The organism is Klebsiella sp. P1CD1 (genome assembly GCF_003790505.1).
In the GTDB taxonomy this organism is placed as follows: domain Bacteria; phylum Pseudomonadota; class Gammaproteobacteria; order Enterobacterales; family Enterobacteriaceae; genus Klebsiella; species Klebsiella variicola.
In genome coordinates this window covers 1,498,139-1,517,462 of the sequence record NZ_CP033631.1, presented here as the reverse complement: position 1 = coordinate 1,517,462, position 19,324 = coordinate 1,498,139, and the positions used below count along the sequence as shown (strand labels likewise).

Sequence of the window (19,324 nt, the reverse complement as noted above, 5' to 3'; positions counted from 1 at the left end):
TGCATTCACTTGCAGAGGTCATCACCAAAGTTCATCAGGAGGTTTCTATGACACGCAGAACATCATTCAATGGTTCAGCAGCTGGTCGCCGCCGTGAGCGCCGTGCTGCGTTACAGAACGCAGAAACATCGAGTGTAGAGGTTATGCATCGCCCTACACTGAGCCGTGCGCAGTTACAAGCAAAAGGAACACACCACACGCCGGGAAGCGTTGAAGAAGCAACACCAATTAAGTTCGTCGCTCAGGATGTTGACTGGAATTGTGAGGAATACAAACGCCAGATCGAGAGGGCAGCAATTGTTTACAGCAATGAGTTTGGTCACAAGCCGCTGGAAAGTGGTATGTGCATTCCAGAAGTAGCATTGTATGCTGCAGGATACCGCGCGTCTAAGGCGGTAACGGCAAGGTGATCAACTATGAATACAAAAGTGATTTTTAAGGAAGGGAAAGATAACAGCAAAAATAGGAGATATAAGCAGCGTGGAGAGCTAATGGCAAAGCGGAAAGCTGAAGCTAAAGAAGCTGCAGAGAAGGAACTTGAGAAAAGGAAAGAAGACGCTGGAATCGGTGGGGCGAGCGACTCCGTAGCGAAAGCAATTCTTTCGCCGCAAGTAACAAAAGATACGCTACCTGCTCTGGAGAAGAGTGACGATGCTATGTATCACAAAGTTAATCACGCTCATCAGCGAAACCCAAAAAAGAAATGGTCATAACCCGCTTCGGCGGGTTTTTTATTGCCAATTTTAACATAGATGAGGTTACTTCTCCCGCCCTTGTGGGAGACCAAAGAGTAGTTGGCTTTGGGATTGGATGTAGCTCAGTTGGAAAGAGCGGGCTACGGAGTGCTGGCCAGCAATTCAGCGTAAGGGATTGCAATCCTGAACGCTGGATTTCCAGAAAGTGCGGTCGCCGGTTCGAGTCCGGCCATCCAATCACCAAAGCTAACCACCGGAGGACATATGACCAATTTAATCGCATCAAACAGCGTCACACGGCGTTATCTGAAACGTGGTGAGCTGATGGCTAAGCGTCGGGCAGAATCCGCTCAGAACGAAACGCACAAAGCCGAATGCAAATCTCATGTAGACCGAGCGATTTCTCTGTGCAGTCTCCGCGACAAGCCGGAACAGGAATCAACTGGAAGCATGTGCCTTCCAGAAGTCGCCCTCTTCGCTGCAGGGCATCGTAGAAGCAAACAGGTGACAGCTCGTTAATGGGGTGAGAAATGGCAAACGTAAAAAAATATACAGTCGATTATGACTGGAAGGCCGAGTTAACGGTTGAGATAGACCACGACGTAATGACTGAAGAAAAGCTGCATGAGATTAACAATTTCTGGTCTAACGCCGATTATCGGCTTAAGCGTCATGAAACTGTTTTAGAGGCGGTCCTGGTCATGCTAGCAAAAGAGGCGTTACTCATTGCGCTTAGCCAGGGATATAACATATATGGCGTTGTTAGTGAATTTGACTGGTCAGAAGGAAACGGCGTCGAGGGTTGGCCATCAATGGACGGTAGCGATGGAATAAAAATCACGCATGTTGACGTATCAGGAATTTTTGACTCCGACGACATCACAATAAAGGCCTCGTAACATTCCATTTATTACCTCGGGAGCATCAAATGATTCGCGAATGTGACAAGCGAGCCTGGAGAAATTTCAAAATCGAGCTGACAGTGATAGTTATATTAGCCGCTGTTTGTGCTTATGTGTTTACTATGCAGGGGGTTGTATGAGCGGTGAATTTAGAGGAACTCCAGGCCCATGGGAGTGGTGGACAAGCAATAGTTTTCTTCGTCTGAGCAGCAAGGCGACAGGGAAAGATGGTGGAGTGATTGACTCGTATGTTATGCGGGATGGACACCCTACGCTGGTTGTAAAAAAGGAAGACATGGCATTAATTGAAGCGGCGCCGGAAATGCTTGAGTCATTACAGGAAATGGTAGGCTCACTGGGGGTTATGGTTAAAGACCCTGAGAATTGCCCCGAAATAATTAAAGCTCGTGCGGCAATCGCAAAAGCCCTCGGTAAAAAAGAATGAGCAGAAACGGCATTCGCTCTCTCAGCATTGCTATGACGTTTATGTGCCTTATATACGGCACCATAGCATATCTCATGCTAACCATTCCATGGTAATAGCCTGCTGTTAATTCGCTGAGTTAACAGCGTGATATTGCCCAGTATCAACCTGTGTCATTTGCCGTCATTCGTGGCGGCAATTTTTTTACATCTCAATAGCGTTTTATTAAGACGCTATCGAAATATAATCACTAACCAAAGGAAACGCCATGATGCTTACGATGTCTGGCGGCTGCATCCTGGCCGCCTATTACAACCCTGAATCTGAACTTGAACGTCGGGTTCGCCAGTTAATTAAAGCCGCCAGAAAGGTTGTGGGGGACTTATGTCAAACATTAAGCCAATAGACCAGTACAGATTGCAGGTTGCACAAAGCAAAGCCGCAATAGCTCGTTATATCGGTGATGGTGCCTTATGGATGTCAGCGTATGACGACATGAAGGCGGCAATTGGTTATCCATGGTTCAGGAGGAAGTGATGGAAGAATTTAAAGGTACGCGCGGGCCATGGTTTTCAGATAACACCAGAGCTATCGGGCCGATATCAACAGAAGATGACCAGTCCTATGGGATGGTCATTCCTGTTGGCTGGGTGGAGTTCGACCCTGAAATTGAGGTTCAGGTTGCGAATCAAAAAATGATGGCTGCCGCGCCAGAGTTGTTTGAATCTTTGCTCGAATGCATGGAGCATATGATTTGGATGTCTGATGAGGCTAAGCAATGCTATGCCAGAGCAGAGGCTGTAATCGCAAAAGCACTCGGTAAATAACCTAACCCTTCCTAACCAAACACCACCATGACCAATCATATCCCCGTCAGCTCTATGCCTGACGAAGACTTCGTTCGCCTCATGCAAGGCATGTTATCCGAGCATGACAATGAACAGGAGAGAGACGATGCGCCTGAGCATGAATGATAAAAACGAAATTAAGCAGATTATCGCCGGGTTTACCGATGCGGATTATCAGGAGATAGACAAAGAGGTTGAGCGGCTGTGTGCATCAGCGCAGCCGCTTTTTAACCTGCTCGAAGACCACAAACCAGACGAGCACACGAAGGCCGCAGCTGAGTGGCTAAGTGAAGAAGACTGTGATTACCAGGACTATGCCGGCACAGCGATGTGGGACTTATTCAGGCCTCGTGTAGTGGTCGAGCGCGCAATAGCGGCATTCATCCGCCGCCATTCGTTTGAGGACGCAGCATGACCGGGAAAATGGTGGAGGTAACTTGCAAATGCTGCCCGGACAAATTCCTTGCCAGAGTTGCCGACAGGAAAAGAGGCTGGGCGCAGTTTTGCAGTAAGTCATGCGCAGCTTATTGGAAGCAATATGGCCGTCGTAGAGGCCATCAATCATTAGAGATGCGTCAGGCGGCCATTGACAGAAATTCAATTGAGCGACTTCAGCGCGATAAACATGGGCGCGATTCATCTAGCGGTTTTGTTTATGTAGGTGGATTTGGCCCATGGGATGACCATAAGGATTGTTAAATGAGCTACATCGTAGAGTTCGTAAAACAGCAGGAGCCGCTATTCTGCGGCGCCTTGACTGACCAGAGCGTGACGTGGGCTAAGGAAAGCCAGTTTGCCATTCAGTATTTCCAGAAAAATGACTTCCTGGCAAAAACAGCGCTGGGTAATCCAACGAGCGCGCAGAACGCCATCATCAACGTGGCCGCCATTGGCATCACGCTGAACCCGGCCAGCAAACTTGCATACCTGGTTCCACGGGATGGAATGGTGTGTCTCGACATCAGTTACATGGGGCTTTTGCATCTGGCCCAGTCTACCGGCTCGATTAAGTGGGGTCAGTGCAAACTGGTCTTTGCCAATGACACCTACGAGTCAAACGGCCTGGACTCAGCACCGACTCACAAATATAACGCCTTCGGAGAGAGAGGCGCAGTAGTTGGCGGTTATTGCACGGTGAAAACAGCGGACGGTGACTATCTCACGGAAGAGATGAGCCTTGCGGAAATCAAGGCTGTAGAGGCAACCAGCAAGGCTAAAAACGGCCCGTGGAAAACGTTCTGGGAAGAAATGGCCCGCAAAACCATAGTCAAGCGGGCGAGCAAATACTGGCCTAAGGCCCAGCGCCTGGATAGCGCAATCCACCTTCTCAATGAAGATGAGGGCGTATTTCAGGAGCCAGTAATGCCGCATAAGTCGGAGGAAGACATTCGCGAAGATGAGCGCCGTCGTCAGCAGGAAATCGTCGACCAGGTTCAGGCTCTTTGTGATGACATGGCCCGGGCGGAAACCATGGATGACCTTAAACGAGTATTTGCCGAAGCATACCGGCGCACCGCTGGCATGAAGTTGCAGCAGAATGTTCAGGCCATCTATGCAGATTGCAAGGTAAGGCTGGAGGTGCCAAGTGAGTAAGCTTTACGAGATTGCCAGCGAGTACGCAAAGCTACTCGACTCAGACCTTGAGCCAGAGATGATTGCAGACACCGTAGAGGGTATGGAAGGCGAACTGGTCGATAAAATAGAGCAGCTCCTTTCCATCTGCAAAAACGAAACAGGGTACGCCAAGCGCCTCAGGGAGGAGGCGAAATCACTCACAGACCGGGCTTGTGCTATCGAAAATAAAATCGAAAGCATCTACGCCTACATCGCCACATCTCTCGACATGCTTGGCAAGAAAAAGCTGAGAGCCGGCATACACCAGGTAACCATAAGAGCGCCATCGCAAACGGTTGAAATCATCGATGCTGGAGCCATTCCCCCTGAATATGTCGATTTCGAAACCACCGTAAAACCAAACAAGCTGGCAATAAAGCACCAACTTGAAGCCGGTAATGTCATCCCTGGTGTGCAGTTAAAGCCAGGCAAGTTAACCCTGTTAATCAAATAGTCGGTTCACTATGAAATGCATTCCCTGGGAATCGTGGGAAGAGGATTTCCTGCGCGAAGTATCTGCCACCATGCCCGCTGAGTTGATCGCCGAAAAGCTCGAAAGAACGATTCCGGCAATATGGGGTAAGGCCTCAAGGATGGGGGTCAGGCTCACCTATCACATGAAAATTAAGCCATGGACTGCGCAAGAGCTATCTCTCTTTAAGTCCTCGACTGCGGAAGATATAGCCAAATCAACTTCCCGAAGCATTTATTCCGTCAGGTCTAAGCGGTATCAACTGGGCCTGCCATCAGGAGCCAATCAATGAGCAAAAGCATTTATATCGAACTCGGTGAAAAATACGTCGTCACCGGGTCAACTCACGACCTCATCCTGAACGAGAAGAAAATCGTAAAGGAAGGAAAGAATGCCGGACAGGAAACGCTCGCACGTCTTGGCTACTACAGCAAGTTTGAGCACCTGGTGAAGGAGTTGTGCCATCGGGGGATTCTTCAGTCAGAAGCGCAGTCACTGGAAGAGTTGCGCGAATACATCTTTGCGCTAGGCGAAAAGCTGAGCAAGGCGGTGGAGTCATGAAACTGAAAATGTATACCCCAACCGGGTCCGTAATCGTCGAAACAAACGACGTCGCACAGTTTTACCCTGACGCTAAGAGCGGCGGGGAGTTGACCACAATCGAAATGGTTTCGCCAACAGGTGAGCATGGAAAGGTGGCAGTAAAGCATAGCTTCCACCAGGTGGCAGGCGCTCTCGCTACGGCCTGGAAGATGGATGAAGACAAGGCTGGCGCAGCATGAGCAAGGGTACCATTATCTGCCTGTGCGATATCACTGGCGTCATGGCTAAGCCTTGGGTAGAGGCGGGTTATCGTGCAGTTCTGGTTGACCCGCAGCACCATGAGACTTCGAACGATGGCCCTATTGAGCGCATATCGGCAACCATCCTTGAGGCTATGCAACGGCTTTCTCAAATTATTCGCGCCGAGGAGGTTGTTATGGTCATGGGCTTTCCGCCATGCACAGACGTGGCTGTTTCTGGTTCCCGGTGGTTCGAGCCCAAGCGCGCCAAAGACCCGCATTTTCAGGCCAAAGCCGCGCTGGTCGCTGAGCAATGCCGGATGGTTGGCTTAGCGGCCGGCTGCCCGTGGGCATTCGAAAACCCGGTGAGCGTGTTCAGTAGCATCTTCGGTTCGGCAGATTACACGTTTCATCCGTACCAGTTCACCGGGCTGTGCGCGGATGACAACTACACGAAGCAGACTTGCCTTTGGACCGGTAACGGCTTCAAGGCACCGGCAGAGAATATGCACCCGCAGGTGTCGCAGGCAATCGAGCGTGCGAAACAGTGCTTTGGCCGAATGGTGTCGAAGAAAAAGGCGTTGGAAGTGTTTCACTATCAGGGGGAGAACCTGATCCGCGACTGGTATCCGGACAACCGAATTCATGAATGTCCGCCCAGCGACGAGCGCGCCAACATTCGCAGCGCAACGCCCCTTGGTTTTGCAAGGGCTGTTTTCCTTTCAAATGCGCCACACCTAAACAGAAAGTGGAAGGCAGCTTAACTTAAAAATCAGCTTAAGCAGCAAAAAAAGTCTAATTGCCACCCTATTCTCTATCGGAGAAACATCATGATCGGAAGAAACTACGACCCCACAATATTCCCTGATGATTTATCAATTCGCCACAGAATGGACAAGGTGCCAACGAAGGAAGAGCTGGCCGGGCGCGACAGTTTTCCAAGCGTGAACGAGAACAAGTATCTGGACGCTATTTTGAAGAGCAAGAAGAAAGAGAGGATGGTGTGATGGATTACAGCAAGCTATCAGATTTTGAAATTAACTCAGCAGTGCATAATGCGCTGATGAAGGAGCCGTACAAAATCGAATTCCTTGGTAATGACAGAATAAGATGGGTGAGAGGCTCAACTGACGTAACAACAGAGAAAGTAGCATATAGCAAAAAATCTCTGAAAGATTATTGCAACAGCCCAGCAGATGCATGGCCGATTATTGATGAGAACAATATCACCATCATCAATGACAACTCCTCCCTTCGATTTGCAGTAAGCGAAGTTGCGGCTTACTTCAATGGCTCAAATCACATTTGGAGCGCTCATGAAAATGGGCTCAGAGCAGCAATGATAACATTCCTGAAAATGCAGGAGTCCAAAAATGCCAAAATTCCCTCAGAACGCGATAGTTAAGCACGTATCCGGCGACATTCGCGGATATGTGATGAACATATTCGAACAGCAAGACGGCTCACCACCCTACTACTTCATTCAATGGGATGATGGCAATCCTTCATCCCACCCGGAGAAAGAGCTTCAATGGGCAACAACGGAACATCCAGTGATGCATAAAACTATGCACTAAGAGGTGATATGGGAAGACTCGATAAGTTTATCGTCTTCAGCCTGGATGCCCTCAGAGACAATTCAGGCAATCAAATTATCTGCAACGTCGACTTACTCCGCTCTCTTTATTCTGCTGGTCACGACATCATCATCTTAGCCGACAAACGAAACAAACAAGACCGCCAGTGGATTGGCGAATTATGGATGCTCACATGGGATATCGTCATGCCTGATGAGCTGAATTTAAGTTCAGGCAATGTTCTGTTTGCATGTGTAAGTGATGAATGTCTGCATGAGCGGTTAATTGAGGCCGGAGTGGTTTGCAGCCTTTATAAATCATATATGCCGTCTGTTGAGCAGGCGGCTTGAGGTTATTCAATGCTAAAGCCAAATCACGTCTATATCGAGGTATCTCATAACCAGAGCGGTATCCTGTCTCTCTGCGTCAGCAATGACGACTATGGCTATCGTATTTCGGGTGACAAGGTTGGCGGGTGCAAAACGCTAGCTCGCTTTGAGGTCAACGCCAGCGAGCTTATCGAGCAGATTCGAGAGCATGCGAACACAGAGGTGTCCGACAAATGAGCAACCGCATCCCTAACTTCGGCTGGAACCGCCTGAAACTGGCAGCGCTCACCTATGAGCAACTGGCTCAACTGGAAGAGAAGGTGAAGGCTGAGCATGGCTGCAAAAACGGCATTCACCTCTTCGACAAAGCTGGCCAGCGCAAACTCGATGCCCTTAGCTGGGCCGTATACAACAAGCAGAAGGCGGAGCGTGCCGCATGACAACTGATATCACCGAACTGGCGCAGAGAGAGAAATTCGAAGCGTGGTGGGAGCGCGAGTATAAACATCTCGAATCCTCGAAATATACCGATGCTGTGCCGCATATCAAATACGGTTTCTGGATGGCATATCAGGCCGGTGGAGCTGAGCTGGTAGAGGCGCTGGAGAAAGCGCAGGGGATGGAAGCCTACTGGAAAACTCAATGCCGTGGGATAACAGACCACTGCGAGGTGTTGCAGGCGCAGATTGATTACCTCCAAAAGATAGCTCGCGAACAGAATGATCTGGCGACAAAGGCAAGTAAAGAAAACGCCAGTTTATCTGTGATGCATGGAAAGGCGCTCAAGCATATCGATAGCCTTGAAAAAGATTTGGTGCCTGTTTATCAATTTATCATGAATAACCATCATAAAGACGGATATGTCGAGTGGTGCGATTGCAATAAACAATATTACGAAACGGTGAACGAGGAGGAGCGGAGAATCTTATATTCGAATGTTGGTGTTGAGTTGCAAACCGTTCCTCCTGTTACTTATTTCGAGAATGATGATGCTTACCAGTGCCGTAAATGGGCATGGCAACAGGTCAAAGACGAAGTGACGACAGAAGGGTGGACCTCTGGAGATAACGCCACCTACTTCGGTTTCTTTTGCTGGGGATGGGATATGCGCCGTCAGTATAACGAGCAGCGCCAGGTATCCGTGAGGCTTCCGAAGACTATGTATACGGAATTTGAGGATGACGACTTCTGTCGCGAAGTGGCAGTACTTGAGAAGAATTTAGTTCTTGAGTGCCTTTCCGTTGTAGGTATCAAAGTGGAGGATGAGTGATGTGGAGAGGAACCGATCGCACCAGAAGCCAGATGATACTGACCGAGTATCGCTACGACCCTAAAGCTAAAGACTCCAAATCCGTTTACCTGGTGCGGCATAACAGCCGCATTCATCAGACTGTTCTGGAGCAGCATTTGACGATAGAGCGCGATAGTTTCGGTCGTTTCATACCAACTATCGAACTGAAAGACTTTCCGGAAGGACTTAGCTACCGCGAGTCGATGCTCAAACTTGCCGACTGGCTGCACCGATTAGGTGTGGCTATCGAGGATAACTGGAGTCAACCATGACCAAATCAACCATAACAGACGAACGTGTTACCTCGGTAATTGAGCGCCTGGAGCATTACGCCTGCAATCTCAAGTGGACAAACGTTCGTGGAGCTCAAGACCTGCTGACTGCTACTGATGGTCTGCGGGAGCTACAGGAACGCCGCAAGCCACTGCAAGACAAAGACCTGCAGGGCGTGATCGACGCACTGGAGCACCCTGCAGGGATTAACGCAGCAGGTAAACAGGTGGTGCGCCATGCCTTGGTGGAGCTACAGGAACGCCGTAAGGCCGCAATGGACAGCGAGCCGGTGGCGTGGACATGGCACTATCGTGAGCAATGGCATGTCACAAACGATAAATGCCGGGCAGAATTTGTTGCAAAGGATGGTGATGTGGACGTGCTGCCGCTCTATCGCCACGCGCAGCACCCGGAAGTACCACCAGAAATGACGTCAGGCAAAGCGGTGCATCACTGGAGTGGCGGACACGGTGCTATTGAGAGTTTTGTTGCAGGCTGTAATTTCTATCGCGCCGCCATGCTCGCATCTTCTACGCAGTCACCCGGCAGTGAACCCGCTACCGTGCCGAGTAAATGGATTCCGGTAAGCGAGCGGATGCCTGATTGTTGGTGCCGAACATGCCGTCCTGTGGACATTAACGATATGCGCTTCGTTGTGTGTCCAGACTGCGGGAACAAGAGATGCCCGCGAGCGAATGACCACAGAAACGCCTGCACTGGCAGTAATGAGCCCGGCCAGGAAGGAAGCGCATATCCGGATACCCAGCGGGAGGGAAAATGACTATTGCCATCGATCGACTTAAAGAAGTGACAAGGGTCTTTGGTCGCAGGCATATCGCCTACCAGATGGCCAGAGAGTTGCTGGAGATTTATAGCGGTAACGGCCCGTTAGTGTGGAATGTGTTGAGCGATTTCCCTCCTGAAGTTAACGGAAAATATCTGGTGATGACCAGCTTTGGTGATATTCGGACCGCCTGCTATGACTGCGAATCAGGGGAATGGAGGGCTTCAGATGGCACCATTACCGGAGTTATCAAATGGATGGATTTGCCAGCCACCCCGCAGGAGCCAAAACCATGACTGAGGGAATGCGACAGCACCGCGCTTTCGTGCTGACTTGTTTGCTGGCAATAGCTAAGCGTAGAACGGCGCAGGAGGTGAAAGGTGAATAAGGTCGAACTGCTTGAGAAGATATCGACACTCGCTACTGAATGCCACACGCTGGCCTGTGAGCTTGATATTGGTGATGAACGAACCGAAATGTTCGAAATCTACGGCGTGCTACACAACCTCGGTCGACGCGGCTACGCCAGCCGGGTAGGGCGGCGGATGAATCCTCTGCTCGCATCCTGCGATGACGACGAATATGAGGATGACGATTGGGATGAGGATGACGACTGATGCCTAAATCCCCCGCAGAACGCAAAGCCGCGCAGGAGATAACGAATGGATAATAAACCAGATTGGATGCAGCAGGCTGAGAAACTGGCTGAGCTGTACGGAACAAGCTTCGTGATATTCAGGAATGAAATGGAGCCTGAGTGTCTCGATCCCGCAAAAGTGGTGCTGTCATTTGATGCCGAAAGCAAAAGGCGCTTTGACGAGGCAAGAGAAGCCATGCGGCAGGAGCACAAGGAGATGGGGTCCAGGCTGACCAGGCATCGCTTTATACCGAAATGAGGTTGGTATTGGTATATAATCCCCTCCACAGCAGAGGGGATTTTTATGTCACAGTGGAATATCGCATCAAAGACAAAAGACGAGCAGGACAAGGTCAACGTTGACCTGGCAGCCTCCGGCGTCGCGTACAAAGAGCGCCTGAACATGCCAGTTGTCGCCGAAGTGGTGGCCAGAGAGCAGCCAGAACACCTGTGCGAGTATTTCATGGAGCGCGTCCGCTACTACAGGGAAAGAAGCGTTGAGCTACCTAAAGCAACTGACCCGCACTACATTGAGATGGCTGAGCAGAACGCGAAGAAGTAAACCAAACATCGAATAAACATAACCCGCCAAGTGCGGGTTTTTATTTGGGAGAAAGACAGTGAAATTAACTAAAACTCAGATTGATTGCCTGAAAGAGATTGACCATTACCGAGACTATCCAAGTTACTGGAAACCTAAAACCAGAGAAAAACTTGAAGCTCTTGGGTTAGTTGAAGACAAAAATAAAAACACCAGATTCTCTCCTGCCGCTTACCAGTTAACAGAAGCTGGAAAGCAGGCACTAAAAGATAACACTACATCCCGATAGATTTTCTTGAGGAGAGAGAAATGTCTGACCAAAGCAAATACTACGACTATTACATGGTTGAAGGTGAGGGTGTGAAAAAACTCATTGATGGATACAACGCTATCAATGAAGAAAGAACTTCAATCCTTGCCAATGCGGCTGAGTCTGTTGGCGCAGCAGCATGGACGCTTACAAGCAATTGGGGAGGTGGAGGCGGGCTAATTCAGGGTTTTGCATGGAATAAAGACTTCCAGTTCCCCTGCCCTGTAACCATAAAGCGAGAAGATTTCTTTGATGGCAAACGCGTGGTTATCGCTCGCGGAAAGGGAAACACAAAAGAAGGAAGAGCATACAATAAAGAGCTTGATGCCGTAATGGCTGACGCTAACCGAAAATTAAAGGCATTACCCCGGTGGGAAGACTACATTATTAACCACTACGGAATTATGCGCACTGGAATCGGCGGTCAGTCTGGACGTGGTTTAGGATTTGTCATGCTCTCCACGTATGGCGGTAAACACCCTGGCAGGGATGACGCGCTTCTTTTTGGTATACCGAATAATAATGACGAAATGCATGGCGAGATTACCATCCCCGTAAACTTCCAGAAATTAACCTACGGTCAGGTTTACGGCATCGTAAACAGCGAAACCTCAGAGACCACCGAATAAGGCGGTTTATTTTTATCGGAGATAGAGAATGAAAACGGAACTATCAAAGCGTGAGATTAACATGCTTCGCACCTTTCTAACGAAAACCAGATTTTGGCGAGGTATGCCACAAACAGCAATTGATCTATGGGACTCTGGTTTTATCAAGCCAACCAGATTTGGCATGGGGAATTTTCAGATCACAGAAAAAGGTCGTTTATATCTAAAGTCTATACCTGAAAGCTCCTCGGAGTAACCATGGAATCACACAGCCTCACCCTTGATGAGGCTTCCCTCTTGTTTCATTTCTCAGTTCGATTCCCTATCCGGAGATAAAGCCCATGCGAGAACTACGCGACGACTCTCTCATTGACATGAAGTTCATGATGGAGGATGCTGGCTATACTGCAAAATATTTTTACTCGCAAATTAACGCAGGAAAACTACCTAAACCCATCAAGTACGGTCGCACATCAAGATGGATGTATGCTGACTACCAGGCATGGAAACTCAGCCACCTACCCAACCTCAAAAAAGCATCGTGACCGCTCTTTGCGGGCACAACTGCGGGCATAAAATTCCCCACATCTGCAATTCCTCATAAAACCCCTGCACTTACATCATATGTTCGATGTCTGCAGGGGACACCATATAAACGTTGACCGCTATTTCCCACCATTACCTAAACGCCAGCCATGGCATATTCTTCTCGCCATCATAATTTGCCGAAATTATCCACGTGTGGATTAGCCAGGACAGGAAGGGGCGCCCCAGTCAATCGCACAGACAATAAACCGACAAAAACGCGCATTCCGCGTACAATGCCCCTTGGCTTAAACAGTCATAAGCCACTACCCCAGTGCAACCTTCTCTGGACGATACAGGAGCCAGGCGTTGATATGAAACAGATCACCCTCAGCGATATGCAGCAGCAGAGCGAAGCGGCAGCCAGTGCCCCGCGCTTGCGTGCCCATCGCAATTTTCATCCCGAACTAAGCGACCCGGTACAGCGCCTCGCCATTGCGATGGAACCCGGCACCTATATCCGTCCGCACCGGCACAGACATACCTTCGAACTTTTGCTGCCCCTGAAAGGCCGCTTTGTGGTACTGAATTTTGATGACAATGGCGTAGTCACCCGCCGGGTGGTGCTGGGTGAAACCTGCACGGCGCTGGAAATGGAAGCCGGTACCTGGCATACGGTGCTCTCGCTCGACCCGGGCGGGATGGTTTTTGAAGTTAAGCAAGGTGCTTATCAGCCGCTTGCCGAAGTTGACACCATGGCCTGGGCGCCTGCCGAAGGCCAACCGGGCACCGCAGAGATGATGGCATGGTATGCCATCGCGCAGCCGGGTGACCGTTTTCTGTCGACGCCACAATAACAACAGCTACACCAAACAGACGCGACTGGCGTCTGTTTGCCCCCCCCAGCCGACCACGAAGGTCGCCAATTGACTGTCCCTTTCTTCGTACTCCGCTCGTGCTCGCCTTCAACATTCCTGCAAAAAGATTCCTGCCAGAAAGAAATGCTTATATTGAGCAAACTATTTTTCTCTACGAATAAGAGATGATAAGATAACGGGATAAAGTAAATACGCGGCAGCAAAACAATAAAAACAGCCAACTTATCGACATATTATTCTCAATGTGAATGGGTTTTGTTAATCAGGTAAAGGAAGTCAGCGGGAAGAATAAATCCTTGTCATCGATGCTTTTTGCTCACCATGGCGATTTATTTTTTCATCGACGTACAATTCTTATGAATATTACAGAACGGAATATCTGGAAGCTAAATAATTTACCGCCAATGGAGTATTGCTCTCTGGCGCGGGCGCAAAAATTATTAAACTGCGAACTTGAAGACATTCTTCATTGGCATGATATTGGTGCGATCAATCTCTGTCTGAAGCTTAATCCGACGCGGGGAACATTAAAAATAGCCGTCCTTTCTCATCAGGAAAAAGACGTGACCACCGCGCTTAATCCGCTTGCCTCTGCTGAGGAAGTGGAGACTTTCTGGTCACCCCACTCCCATATCCGCAGCATTCTGCGGCTTGATGGCGATATTCCGATGGTGGAAACATTACGCGGAAATACGGTGACGCAGTTTAACGTAAAAGTGTCCGCCTCCGGACTCTGGCACCCACACAGTCGGAATTTAATGGCGCTACTGGAGGCGCCTGATGATATTCTTTACGAAAACAGACTCAGCATGATGCTGCCCGACAAACCGTTTGTCTATTGTCATTTCATTCCGGATGAAGACGAATACTCTGCTATATCATTGAACCGCATCTATATCACCAGCCAGGCCATTGAGAAAATATACGCTCACAGTATTAGCGCCCGGCCTATGGACGTGACAAAAAATTCGCTGCTGGAACAAACCAGTTACATCCATCAGGAATTAACCGTCCTGCCGCAAAATGAGGTATTGCTGGAATTTATCCATTACCTTATTCAGTCCCATACCGTATTTAATGAGAAATTACAGAATATGGCCGAGCCAGACAAGACTCAGCTCTTTCATCACGTACTGGAAAGGCTCAAAGAAGAGGGCATGCTCCGGGAGAATACCCTGCCCGATGAGGCCGATATCCTCAGCGAAGCCGATCGTTAGTCCAGGCTCGTCGGCAAGTGACGCAGGTCCTCATACAGGGCCTGGCCGTTTTCCTGCTCAAGCGTTACAGCGATCTCCCGCGCCAGCGCAATGAATTCGCGCGCCGCAGCGCTCTGCCATGCGCCCTGGCGCTGCAGCAAACAAGCCGTGCGCTGCAGCAGCGCGGGCTTAAGCTCAATGGCCACGAGGTCATCATACTGTCCGGCGATCGCCGCTGGCAGCAGCGTCGCAAGCGGCGTGCCGCGAATAACCGTTAGTACGGCGCCGATGGAGTTGGCCTCCATCCGCACGTCAGGTTCGAGCCGATGGCGGCGACAATAGCGGTTGATTTGCTCCCGGGTGGCAAACTCGCTGCTCAGTAAAATCAGCGGCTGTGCGTCAAGAGCCTGCAGCTGCAGGTGGCTTTCATGAGCCAGCGGATGCGCACGGCTCACCACCAGCGCGAGGGTTTCCGTCAGCAGCGGCTGAACCACAATATCCCGCGAGAGGCTCTCGCCAAAGGCAATTCCCACATCCAGTTCATCCTCCAGGAGCATCGTTTCCATCCGTTCCTGGTTCATCTCCTGGATAAGCAATTTCACTCCGGGGTAGCGTCGATAGTACGCCTCCACCAGCGGCCCCAGCATGTAAGTGGTAAAGGTCGGCGTCATGGCGATGCGGAGTTTACCACGCTGCAGATCTTCTGCGTCGTGCAGGGCGCGCCGCCCCTCCTCAAGATCGCGTAACACGCGGCGGGCATACTCCAGCCAGATCTCTCCGGCATCGGTCAGGCGGGTATAACGACCAGAGCGGTCAAAGAGCTGAACCTCCAGCATCGCTTCCAGCTGGCGGATCTGCTGTGACAGCGCAGGCTGGGAGACATGGAGCGCCGCGGCGGCGCGGGTAAATCCACGATGTTCTGCCACGGCGATAAAGTAGGAAAGATGGCGCAGGAGCATCCGCTTACCTATAAGCAATTCAAATAGGGCTCATCATAAATAAGTCTTTTAACTTATGAAACAAGATACGTACTCTCTACCTACCATCCTCTGCGTTTTTCACCATCAACATCATCTTATGCAGGAGTGACTATGTCCGCTGACGATCGCTATCTCCAGCGCGCATTAGCGCTGGCAAAACAAAATATTGCTGACGGTGGCCGCCCCTTCGGCGCCGTTCTGGTGCGGCATGATGAGATTGTCGCCGAAGCCGTCAATACCTTTCATCTGAACGGTGACCCAACGGCGCATGCCGAACTGAATGCCGTTCGCGAGCTTGCCGCCAGACTGGGAAGCGAGGTGCTGCGCGAATGCGTTATCTATGCCAGCGGGCAACCTTGTCCTATGTGCCTGAGCGCACTCTATTTAACCGGCGTGCGGGAAGTATTTTTCGCCAACAGTAATCAGGATGGCGAACCCTTTCAGCTCTCAACCACCGCGATTTATCAGCAGCTGCAGCAGCCGCTGTCCCGGCAGACGCTGCCCATCCACCACTGCCCGCAGCCGGAGGGGCCGGCACTTTATCAGCGCTGGGCGGAACAGCAACCATGACGCCCATGCTGCGACAGAATCTGACGCTGTGTGTCCTGGTACTCATTGGGATAAACATGCGTCCGCTGCTCACCTCGATAGGTCCCTTGCTGCCGGATATCCGCGCCGCCAGCGGGATGAGCTATACCCTGGTCGCGCTCCTCACCGCCCTGCCGGTCATCGCGATGGGCGTGCTGGCGCTGGCCGGCGGCTGGGTCGATCGCACTGTTGGTCAAAACCGCAGCATTGCGCTGAGCCTGCTGATTATCGCGGCGGGTGCCCTGCTGCGGGAAAGCGCCCCACATAGCGGTTTGCTGCTCAGCAGCGCCCTTGCGGGGGGAATTGGCATCGGCATTATCCAGGCCGCCATCCCGGCGGTGATAAAGCATCTGTTCGCCCGGCGTACGCCGCTGGTGATGGGACTATGGTCGGCGGCGCTGATGGGCGGCGGCGGGTTAGGCGCTGCGTTCACGCCATGGCTGGCGTCACGCAGTACGGTCTGGCACCAGGCGCTGGCCTGGTGGGCGCTCCCTGCCCTGCTGGCCCTGCTCGGCTGGCTGGCGATTTGCCGGCAATTGCCTCGCGCACCGCATCAGACCAGCGCTTCCCCCCGGGTCGCGATTATTGGCCAGCGCCGCGCCTGGACGCTGGGACTCTATTTCGGACTGATCAATGCCGGTTACGCCAGTCTGATCGCCTGGCTGCCGCCCTACTATATCCAGCTTGGCGATAGCGCCCAGTACAGCGGCTCACTGCTGGCGCTGCTGACCGTCGGGCAAACCGCGGGGGCGCTGCTGCTCCCGGCGCTGGCTCGCCAGGATGACCGACGCCAGCTTCTGCTGTTCGCGCTGGCGCTACAGCTCATTGGCTTCTGCGGCTTCATCTGGCTGCCGCAGCACGTCCCAGCGCTGTGGGCCATCGCCTGTGGAGTGGGTCTGGGTGGCGCCTTTCCCCTGTGCCTGGTGCTGGCGCTGGATCACGCCGGACAACCGGCGGTAGCCGGCCGGCTGGTGGCGTTTATGCAGGGTATCGGATTTATCATCGCAGGCCTCTCCCCCTGGCTTTCCGGCCTGTTGCGTAGCCTGAGCGGGAACTACACGCTTGACTGGTCCTGGCATGCGCTCTGCGTCCTGCTACTCATGGCGCTCACACTGCGCTTTATCCCGGCTCACTACCCGGCCGAGTGGCGGCCGCGCGCCTCTGACCAGCATTAAATCGGCGGCGGCGCGTAGCAAAGAAATTGCGCGCGCCCTCGCTGGCCGTCCTCCATTTTGCCCATCGCCAAAATCCGTTTTAACAGCGTCGCTGGCGTGAAATTTATTACCGGGTGAAATTAATGTGTCGCCGAATCACGACACTCCTAAGTAACTAAAAATTAATAAAAAAATGCCCCTTGTTTCCCTCATTTTTTAGGCGTACATTAGCGCCATCTGGAGCACAAAGCGCACAGAATTGCGAGCTGCCGCAACGTGATTTTTCACCTGCGACAGCCCAGGAATAACAGAACAATTAATTCATTTGAACGTCGCACAAGCGCGTGGAGTGATGAATCGTGAAATACTTCTTTATGGGCCTCTCTTTTATGGTCATCGTTTGGGCCGGTACTTTTGCCCTGATGATCTAGACTGCAGCGGTGTCAAAAAAAACGGGAGCCCACTGGCTCCCGTTTTTGTTATGGCGTATTCGCCGAAGCGCTAGCTCGCGGCGGGCAGCAAGCCATCGGCGCGGAACATCGCCTTGATGCCACGGATCGCCTGGCGCGTACGGTCCCGGTTTTCGATCAGCGCGAAGCGGACGTGAGTATCGCCATAGTCGCCAAAGCCTATCCCCGGCGAGACGCAGACCTTCGCTTCATTAAGCAACTTTTTCGCAAACTCCAGCGAGCCCATGGCAGCGTAAGGTTCCGGTATTTTTGCCCAGACGTACATGGACGCTTTCGGACATTCCACCATCCAGCCGGCTTCGTGGAGCCCTTTCACCAGCACATCGCGACGGCGCTTATATTGTTCGGCAATTTCACGCACGCACTGCTGATCGCCCTCAAGGGCAGCGATCGCCGCCACCTGCAGCGGCGTAAACGTGCCATAGTCGTGATAGCTTTTGATGCGAACGAGGGCATTCACCAGGGTCTTATTGCCGACCATAAAGCCAATGCGCCAGCCGGCCATGTTATAGCTTTTCGACAGGGTAAAGAACTCGACGGCGACATCACGCGCGCCGGGCACCTGCATAATGGAGGGCGCTTTCCAGCCGTCATACACGATATCGGCATAGGCCAGATCGTGGACGACCAGGATGTCATACTGCTTCGCCAGGGCGACGACCTTTTCAAAGAAGTCCAGCTCCACACACTGCGCCGTTGGATTCGAGGGAAAACCAAGGATCATCATCTTCGGCTTCGGGTAACTCTCGCGGATGGCGCGTTCCAGCTCGTTAAAGAAATCCACACCTTCCACCAGCGGCACCGAGCGCACCTGCGCCCCGGCAATCACCGCGCCATAGATATGAATCGGATAGCTGGGGTTTGGCACCAGCACCGTGTCGCCATGATCCAGGGTCGCCAGCATCAGGTGCGCCAGCCCCTCTTTCGAACCAATGGTGACAATCGCTTCCGATTCCGGATCGATGTCAACGTTATAGCGTTCTTCATACCAGCGTGAAATGGCGCGACGCAGGCGCGGGATCCCCCGCGAGGTAGAGTAACCATGGGTATCAGGCCGTTGGGCAACAGTGCAAAGTTTTTCCACGATATGCGGCGGCGTCGCGCCATCGGGATTGCCCATACTGAAATCAATAATATCCTCGCCGCGCCGGCGCGCAGCCATTTTCAGTTCAGCAGTAATATTAAAAACGTACGGGGGGAGACGATCGATACGCGTAAAACGGCGTTCAGGACTGGGTTCAGCCATAGGTTCCTCTGATTAACGTTAGCGCCCGGACCGTCCGAGCGACGCTGCCGCTGTTGCGGCTCGTTTAGAAAATAACCTGAAAAAAAACATGTTGTCGAGAGGCATGATGAAAAATATTCTCTGGCGAAAAAAACGGGTATCGATCGCAGTAAATGCGGCTGTGCGTCGCCGGAATAATTCAGAGTTGCATAAGTGTGATA

The 19,324-nt window shown here is 51.6% G+C and carries 33 protein-coding genes and 1 tRNA gene; 32 read left to right on the top strand and 2 right to left on the bottom strand.

All coding sequences use genetic code 11. The features are described 5' to 3' along the window. Positions 1 to 47 precede the first annotated feature (47 nt). The 29 genes from DTA24_RS07690 to DTA24_RS07530 all read left to right on the top strand — a co-directional run bounded on the left by DTA24_RS07690 (position 48) and on the right by DTA24_RS07530 (position 14,707). Positions 48 to 410, top strand: coding sequence for an antitermination protein (locus DTA24_RS07690; protein WP_123836654.1), 363 nt, complete (start codon positions 48 to 50; stop codon positions 408 to 410). A gap of 6 nt (positions 411 to 416) precedes the next feature. Further along, on the top strand, positions 417 to 713 hold the full coding sequence (locus DTA24_RS28725; protein ID WP_227540385.1) for a hypothetical protein: 297 nt from the start codon (positions 417 to 419) through the stop codon (positions 711 to 713). 93 nt (positions 714 to 806) lie between these two features. Next, positions 807 to 933, top strand: a tRNA-OTHER gene (locus tag DTA24_RS28025). 26 nt (positions 934 to 959) lie between these two features. After that, positions 960 to 1,214: a hypothetical protein gene (locus tag DTA24_RS07680; RefSeq protein WP_123836653.1), complete on the top strand. Its 255-nt coding sequence runs from the start codon at positions 960 to 962 to the stop codon at positions 1,212 to 1,214. An 11-nt stretch (positions 1,215 to 1,225) separates the two neighbouring features. Further along, positions 1,226 to 1,594, top strand: a complete 369-nt coding sequence (locus DTA24_RS07675; protein WP_123836652.1) for a DUF2528 family protein — start codon at positions 1,226 to 1,228, stop codon at positions 1,592 to 1,594. A gap of 139 nt (positions 1,595 to 1,733) precedes the next feature. Next, positions 1,734 to 2,042, top strand: coding sequence for a hypothetical protein (locus DTA24_RS07670; RefSeq protein WP_123836651.1), 309 nt, complete (start codon positions 1,734 to 1,736; stop codon positions 2,040 to 2,042). Between the two features lie 247 nt (positions 2,043 to 2,289). Then, a complete protein-coding gene (locus DTA24_RS29035) occupies positions 2,290 to 2,427 on the top strand; it encodes a hypothetical protein (RefSeq protein WP_123836650.1) in 138 nt (45 codons plus the stop codon). A gap of 130 nt (positions 2,428 to 2,557) precedes the next feature. Continuing rightward, positions 2,558 to 2,848: a hypothetical protein gene (locus DTA24_RS07655; protein ID WP_123836648.1), complete on the top strand. Its 291-nt coding sequence runs from the start codon at positions 2,558 to 2,560 to the stop codon at positions 2,846 to 2,848. Positions 2,849 to 2,975: 127 nt separating this feature from the next. Beyond that, positions 2,976 to 3,284 (top strand): hypothetical protein, encoded by a 309-nt coding sequence (locus DTA24_RS07650; protein ID WP_123836647.1) that lies wholly within the window; start codon positions 2,976 to 2,978, stop codon positions 3,282 to 3,284. Positions 3,285 to 3,568: 284 nt separating this feature from the next. After that, entirely contained in the window at positions 3,569 to 4,462 is an 894-nt protein-coding gene (locus DTA24_RS07645; protein ID WP_123836646.1) for a RecT family recombinase, read from the top strand. Next, positions 4,455 to 4,937, top strand: coding sequence for a siphovirus Gp157 family protein (locus tag DTA24_RS07640; protein ID WP_123836645.1), 483 nt, complete (start codon positions 4,455 to 4,457; stop codon positions 4,935 to 4,937). Before DTA24_RS07645 ends, DTA24_RS07640 begins: the two co-directional genes overlap by 8 nt. 306 nt (positions 4,938 to 5,243) lie before the next feature. Continuing rightward, on the top strand, positions 5,244 to 5,516 hold the full coding sequence (locus DTA24_RS07630) for a DUF5405 family protein (protein WP_123836643.1): 273 nt from the start codon (positions 5,244 to 5,246) through the stop codon (positions 5,514 to 5,516). Further along, on the top strand, positions 5,513 to 5,737 hold the full coding sequence (locus DTA24_RS07625) for a hypothetical protein (protein WP_123836642.1): 225 nt from the start codon (positions 5,513 to 5,515) through the stop codon (positions 5,735 to 5,737). The genes DTA24_RS07630 and DTA24_RS07625 overlap by 4 nt, the downstream gene beginning before the upstream one ends. Further along, positions 5,734 to 6,501 carry a dcm methylase gene (locus DTA24_RS07620; RefSeq protein ID WP_123836641.1) on the top strand — a complete coding sequence of 256 codons (768 nt, stop codon included), beginning with the start codon at positions 5,734 to 5,736 and terminating at the stop codon, positions 6,499 to 6,501. The genes DTA24_RS07625 and DTA24_RS07620 overlap by 4 nt, the downstream gene beginning before the upstream one ends. A gap of 66 nt (positions 6,502 to 6,567) precedes the next feature. Continuing rightward, the gene (locus DTA24_RS07615; RefSeq protein WP_123836640.1) at positions 6,568 to 6,744 is read left to right on the top strand and encodes a DUF2737 family protein; all 177 of its coding nucleotides are present in this window, start codon (positions 6,568 to 6,570) and stop codon (positions 6,742 to 6,744) included. Beyond that, on the top strand, positions 6,744 to 7,142 hold the full coding sequence (locus DTA24_RS07610; protein ID WP_123836639.1) for a phage protein NinX family protein: 399 nt from the start codon (positions 6,744 to 6,746) through the stop codon (positions 7,140 to 7,142). Before DTA24_RS07615 ends, DTA24_RS07610 begins: the two co-directional genes overlap by 1 nt. Positions 7,143 to 7,322: 180 nt before the next feature. Next, complete coding sequence (locus DTA24_RS07600) at positions 7,323 to 7,664, top strand: hypothetical protein (protein ID WP_123836637.1); 342 nt, start codon at positions 7,323 to 7,325, stop codon at positions 7,662 to 7,664. A 212-nt stretch (positions 7,665 to 7,876) separates the two neighbouring features. Further along, the gene (locus tag DTA24_RS07590; protein ID WP_123836635.1) at positions 7,877 to 8,083 is read left to right on the top strand and encodes a hypothetical protein; all 207 of its coding nucleotides are present in this window, start codon (positions 7,877 to 7,879) and stop codon (positions 8,081 to 8,083) included. Beyond that, positions 8,080 to 8,913: a hypothetical protein gene (locus DTA24_RS07585; RefSeq protein WP_123836634.1), complete on the top strand. Its 834-nt coding sequence runs from the start codon at positions 8,080 to 8,082 to the stop codon at positions 8,911 to 8,913. The genes DTA24_RS07590 and DTA24_RS07585 overlap by 4 nt, the downstream gene beginning before the upstream one ends. After that, positions 8,913 to 9,206, top strand: a complete 294-nt coding sequence (locus DTA24_RS07580) for a hypothetical protein (RefSeq protein WP_123836633.1) — start codon at positions 8,913 to 8,915, stop codon at positions 9,204 to 9,206. Before DTA24_RS07585 ends, DTA24_RS07580 begins: the two co-directional genes overlap by 1 nt. Further along, positions 9,203 to 9,988, top strand: a complete 786-nt coding sequence (locus tag DTA24_RS28715) for a hypothetical protein (RefSeq protein WP_227540384.1) — start codon at positions 9,203 to 9,205, stop codon at positions 9,986 to 9,988. The genes DTA24_RS07580 and DTA24_RS28715 overlap by 4 nt, the downstream gene beginning before the upstream one ends. Then, positions 9,985 to 10,287 carry a hypothetical protein gene (locus tag DTA24_RS07570; protein WP_123836632.1) on the top strand — a complete coding sequence of 101 codons (303 nt, stop codon included), beginning with the start codon at positions 9,985 to 9,987 and terminating at the stop codon, positions 10,285 to 10,287. The genes DTA24_RS28715 and DTA24_RS07570 overlap by 4 nt, the downstream gene beginning before the upstream one ends. An 84-nt stretch (positions 10,288 to 10,371) precedes the next feature. Then, positions 10,372 to 10,608, top strand: a complete 237-nt coding sequence (locus DTA24_RS07565; RefSeq protein WP_123836631.1) for a hypothetical protein — start codon at positions 10,372 to 10,374, stop codon at positions 10,606 to 10,608. Positions 10,609 to 10,653: 45 nt separating this feature from the next. Continuing rightward, positions 10,654 to 10,887 carry a hypothetical protein gene (locus DTA24_RS07560; RefSeq protein ID WP_123836630.1) on the top strand — a complete coding sequence of 78 codons (234 nt, stop codon included), beginning with the start codon at positions 10,654 to 10,656 and terminating at the stop codon, positions 10,885 to 10,887. 45 nt (positions 10,888 to 10,932) lie between these two features. After that, positions 10,933 to 11,190 (top strand): DNA polymerase III subunit theta, encoded by a 258-nt coding sequence (locus DTA24_RS07555; protein WP_123836629.1) that lies wholly within the window; start codon positions 10,933 to 10,935, stop codon positions 11,188 to 11,190. 58 nt (positions 11,191 to 11,248) lie between these two features. Continuing rightward, positions 11,249 to 11,458 (top strand): hypothetical protein, encoded by a 210-nt coding sequence (locus tag DTA24_RS07550; RefSeq protein ID WP_123836628.1) that lies wholly within the window; start codon positions 11,249 to 11,251, stop codon positions 11,456 to 11,458. A 20-nt stretch (positions 11,459 to 11,478) separates the two neighbouring features. Further along, entirely contained in the window at positions 11,479 to 12,108 is a 630-nt protein-coding gene (locus tag DTA24_RS07545) for an Eac protein (RefSeq protein WP_123836627.1), read from the top strand. Positions 12,109 to 12,986: 878 nt separating this feature from the next. Continuing rightward, on the top strand, positions 12,987 to 13,469 hold the full coding sequence (locus tag DTA24_RS07535) for a WbuC family cupin fold metalloprotein (protein WP_008803899.1): 483 nt from the start codon (positions 12,987 to 12,989) through the stop codon (positions 13,467 to 13,469). A gap of 377 nt (positions 13,470 to 13,846) precedes the next feature. Beyond that, positions 13,847 to 14,707, top strand: a complete 861-nt coding sequence (locus DTA24_RS07530; RefSeq protein WP_060876325.1) for a hypothetical protein — start codon at positions 13,847 to 13,849, stop codon at positions 14,705 to 14,707. Here DTA24_RS07530 and cynR read toward each other — a convergent pair. Further along, a complete protein-coding gene (gene cynR / locus DTA24_RS07525) occupies positions 14,704 to 15,645 on the bottom strand; it encodes a transcriptional regulator CynR (RefSeq protein WP_008803897.1) in 942 nt (313 codons plus the stop codon). The two genes, DTA24_RS07530 and cynR, sit on opposite strands and share 4 nt — an antisense overlap. Positions 15,646 to 15,777: 132 nt before the next feature. Between cynR and DTA24_RS07520 the strand changes: the two genes are divergently transcribed. The 3 genes from DTA24_RS07520 to ypdK all read left to right on the top strand — a co-directional run bounded on the left by DTA24_RS07520 (position 15,778) and on the right by ypdK (position 17,839). Beyond that, the gene (locus DTA24_RS07520; protein ID WP_008803896.1) at positions 15,778 to 16,236 is read left to right on the top strand and encodes a nucleoside deaminase; all 459 of its coding nucleotides are present in this window, start codon (positions 15,778 to 15,780) and stop codon (positions 16,234 to 16,236) included. Then, entirely contained in the window at positions 16,233 to 17,429 is a 1,197-nt protein-coding gene (locus tag DTA24_RS07515; RefSeq protein WP_046621462.1) for a cyanate transporter, read from the top strand. The genes DTA24_RS07520 and DTA24_RS07515 overlap by 4 nt, the downstream gene beginning before the upstream one ends. A 338-nt stretch (positions 17,430 to 17,767) precedes the next feature. Continuing rightward, a complete protein-coding gene (gene ypdK / locus DTA24_RS07510; RefSeq protein WP_099119320.1) occupies positions 17,768 to 17,839 on the top strand; it encodes a membrane protein YpdK in 72 nt (23 codons plus the stop codon). 70 nt (positions 17,840 to 17,909) lie between these two features. Here ypdK and alaC read toward each other — a convergent pair whose 3' ends face one another. Further along, on the bottom strand, positions 17,910 to 19,124 hold the full coding sequence (gene alaC, locus DTA24_RS07505) for an alanine transaminase (RefSeq protein ID WP_123836626.1): 1,215 nt from the start codon (positions 19,122 to 19,124) through the stop codon (positions 17,910 to 17,912). Positions 19,125 to 19,324: the final 200 nt, after the last annotated feature.

Excerpts from the sequence above, each read along its gene's own strand:
- DTA24_RS07620 (WP_123836641.1), top strand. The coding sequence starts at position 5,734 with ATGAGCAAGGGTACCATTATCTGCCTGTGCGATATCACTGGCGTCATG.
- DTA24_RS07590 (WP_123836635.1), top strand. The coding sequence starts at position 7,877 with ATGAGCAACCGCATCCCTAACTTCGGCTGGAACCGCCTGAAACTGGCA.
- DTA24_RS07530 (WP_060876325.1), top strand. The coding sequence starts at position 13,847 with ATGAATATTACAGAACGGAATATCTGGAAGCTAAATAATTTACCGCCA.
- DTA24_RS07600 (WP_123836637.1), top strand. The coding sequence starts at position 7,323 with ATGGGAAGACTCGATAAGTTTATCGTCTTCAGCCTGGATGCCCTCAGA.
- DTA24_RS07690 (WP_123836654.1), top strand. The coding sequence starts at position 48 with ATGACACGCAGAACATCATTCAATGGTTCAGCAGCTGGTCGCCGCCGT.
- DTA24_RS07545 (WP_123836627.1), top strand. The coding sequence starts at position 11,479 with ATGTCTGACCAAAGCAAATACTACGACTATTACATGGTTGAAGGTGAG.
- DTA24_RS29035 (WP_123836650.1), top strand. The coding sequence starts at position 2,290 with ATGATGCTTACGATGTCTGGCGGCTGCATCCTGGCCGCCTATTACAAC.
- DTA24_RS07555 (WP_123836629.1), top strand. The coding sequence starts at position 10,933 with ATGTCACAGTGGAATATCGCATCAAAGACAAAAGACGAGCAGGACAAG.
- DTA24_RS07625 (WP_123836642.1), top strand. The coding sequence starts at position 5,513 with ATGAAACTGAAAATGTATACCCCAACCGGGTCCGTAATCGTCGAAACA.
- DTA24_RS07655 (WP_123836648.1), top strand. The coding sequence starts at position 2,558 with ATGGAAGAATTTAAAGGTACGCGCGGGCCATGGTTTTCAGATAACACC.
- DTA24_RS07615 (WP_123836640.1), top strand. The coding sequence starts at position 6,568 with ATGATCGGAAGAAACTACGACCCCACAATATTCCCTGATGATTTATCA.
- DTA24_RS07535 (WP_008803899.1), top strand. The coding sequence starts at position 12,987 with ATGAAACAGATCACCCTCAGCGATATGCAGCAGCAGAGCGAAGCGGCA.
- DTA24_RS07560 (WP_123836630.1), top strand. The coding sequence starts at position 10,654 with ATGGATAATAAACCAGATTGGATGCAGCAGGCTGAGAAACTGGCTGAG.
- cynR (WP_008803897.1), bottom strand. The coding sequence starts at position 15,645 with ATGCTCCTGCGCCATCTTTCCTACTTTATCGCCGTGGCAGAACATCGT.
- DTA24_RS07630 (WP_123836643.1), top strand. The coding sequence starts at position 5,244 with ATGAGCAAAAGCATTTATATCGAACTCGGTGAAAAATACGTCGTCACC.
- DTA24_RS07610 (WP_123836639.1), top strand. The coding sequence starts at position 6,744 with ATGGATTACAGCAAGCTATCAGATTTTGAAATTAACTCAGCAGTGCAT.
- DTA24_RS07650 (WP_123836647.1), top strand. The coding sequence starts at position 2,976 with ATGCGCCTGAGCATGAATGATAAAAACGAAATTAAGCAGATTATCGCC.
- DTA24_RS07515 (WP_046621462.1), top strand. The coding sequence starts at position 16,233 with ATGACGCCCATGCTGCGACAGAATCTGACGCTGTGTGTCCTGGTACTC.
- DTA24_RS07680 (WP_123836653.1), top strand. The coding sequence starts at position 960 with ATGACCAATTTAATCGCATCAAACAGCGTCACACGGCGTTATCTGAAA.
- DTA24_RS07580 (WP_123836633.1), top strand. The coding sequence starts at position 8,913 with ATGTGGAGAGGAACCGATCGCACCAGAAGCCAGATGATACTGACCGAG.
- alaC (WP_123836626.1), bottom strand. The coding sequence starts at position 19,124 with ATGGCTGAACCCAGTCCTGAACGCCGTTTTACGCGTATCGATCGTCTC.
- DTA24_RS28715 (WP_227540384.1), top strand. The coding sequence starts at position 9,203 with ATGACCAAATCAACCATAACAGACGAACGTGTTACCTCGGTAATTGAG.
- DTA24_RS07520 (WP_008803896.1), top strand. The coding sequence starts at position 15,778 with ATGTCCGCTGACGATCGCTATCTCCAGCGCGCATTAGCGCTGGCAAAA.
- DTA24_RS07675 (WP_123836652.1), top strand. The coding sequence starts at position 1,226 with ATGGCAAACGTAAAAAAATATACAGTCGATTATGACTGGAAGGCCGAG.
- DTA24_RS07570 (WP_123836632.1), top strand. The coding sequence starts at position 9,985 with ATGACTATTGCCATCGATCGACTTAAAGAAGTGACAAGGGTCTTTGGT.
- DTA24_RS07585 (WP_123836634.1), top strand. The coding sequence starts at position 8,080 with ATGACAACTGATATCACCGAACTGGCGCAGAGAGAGAAATTCGAAGCG.
- DTA24_RS28725 (WP_227540385.1), top strand. The coding sequence starts at position 417 with ATGAATACAAAAGTGATTTTTAAGGAAGGGAAAGATAACAGCAAAAAT.
- DTA24_RS07645 (WP_123836646.1), top strand. The coding sequence starts at position 3,569 with ATGAGCTACATCGTAGAGTTCGTAAAACAGCAGGAGCCGCTATTCTGC.
- DTA24_RS07670 (WP_123836651.1), top strand. The coding sequence starts at position 1,734 with ATGAGCGGTGAATTTAGAGGAACTCCAGGCCCATGGGAGTGGTGGACA.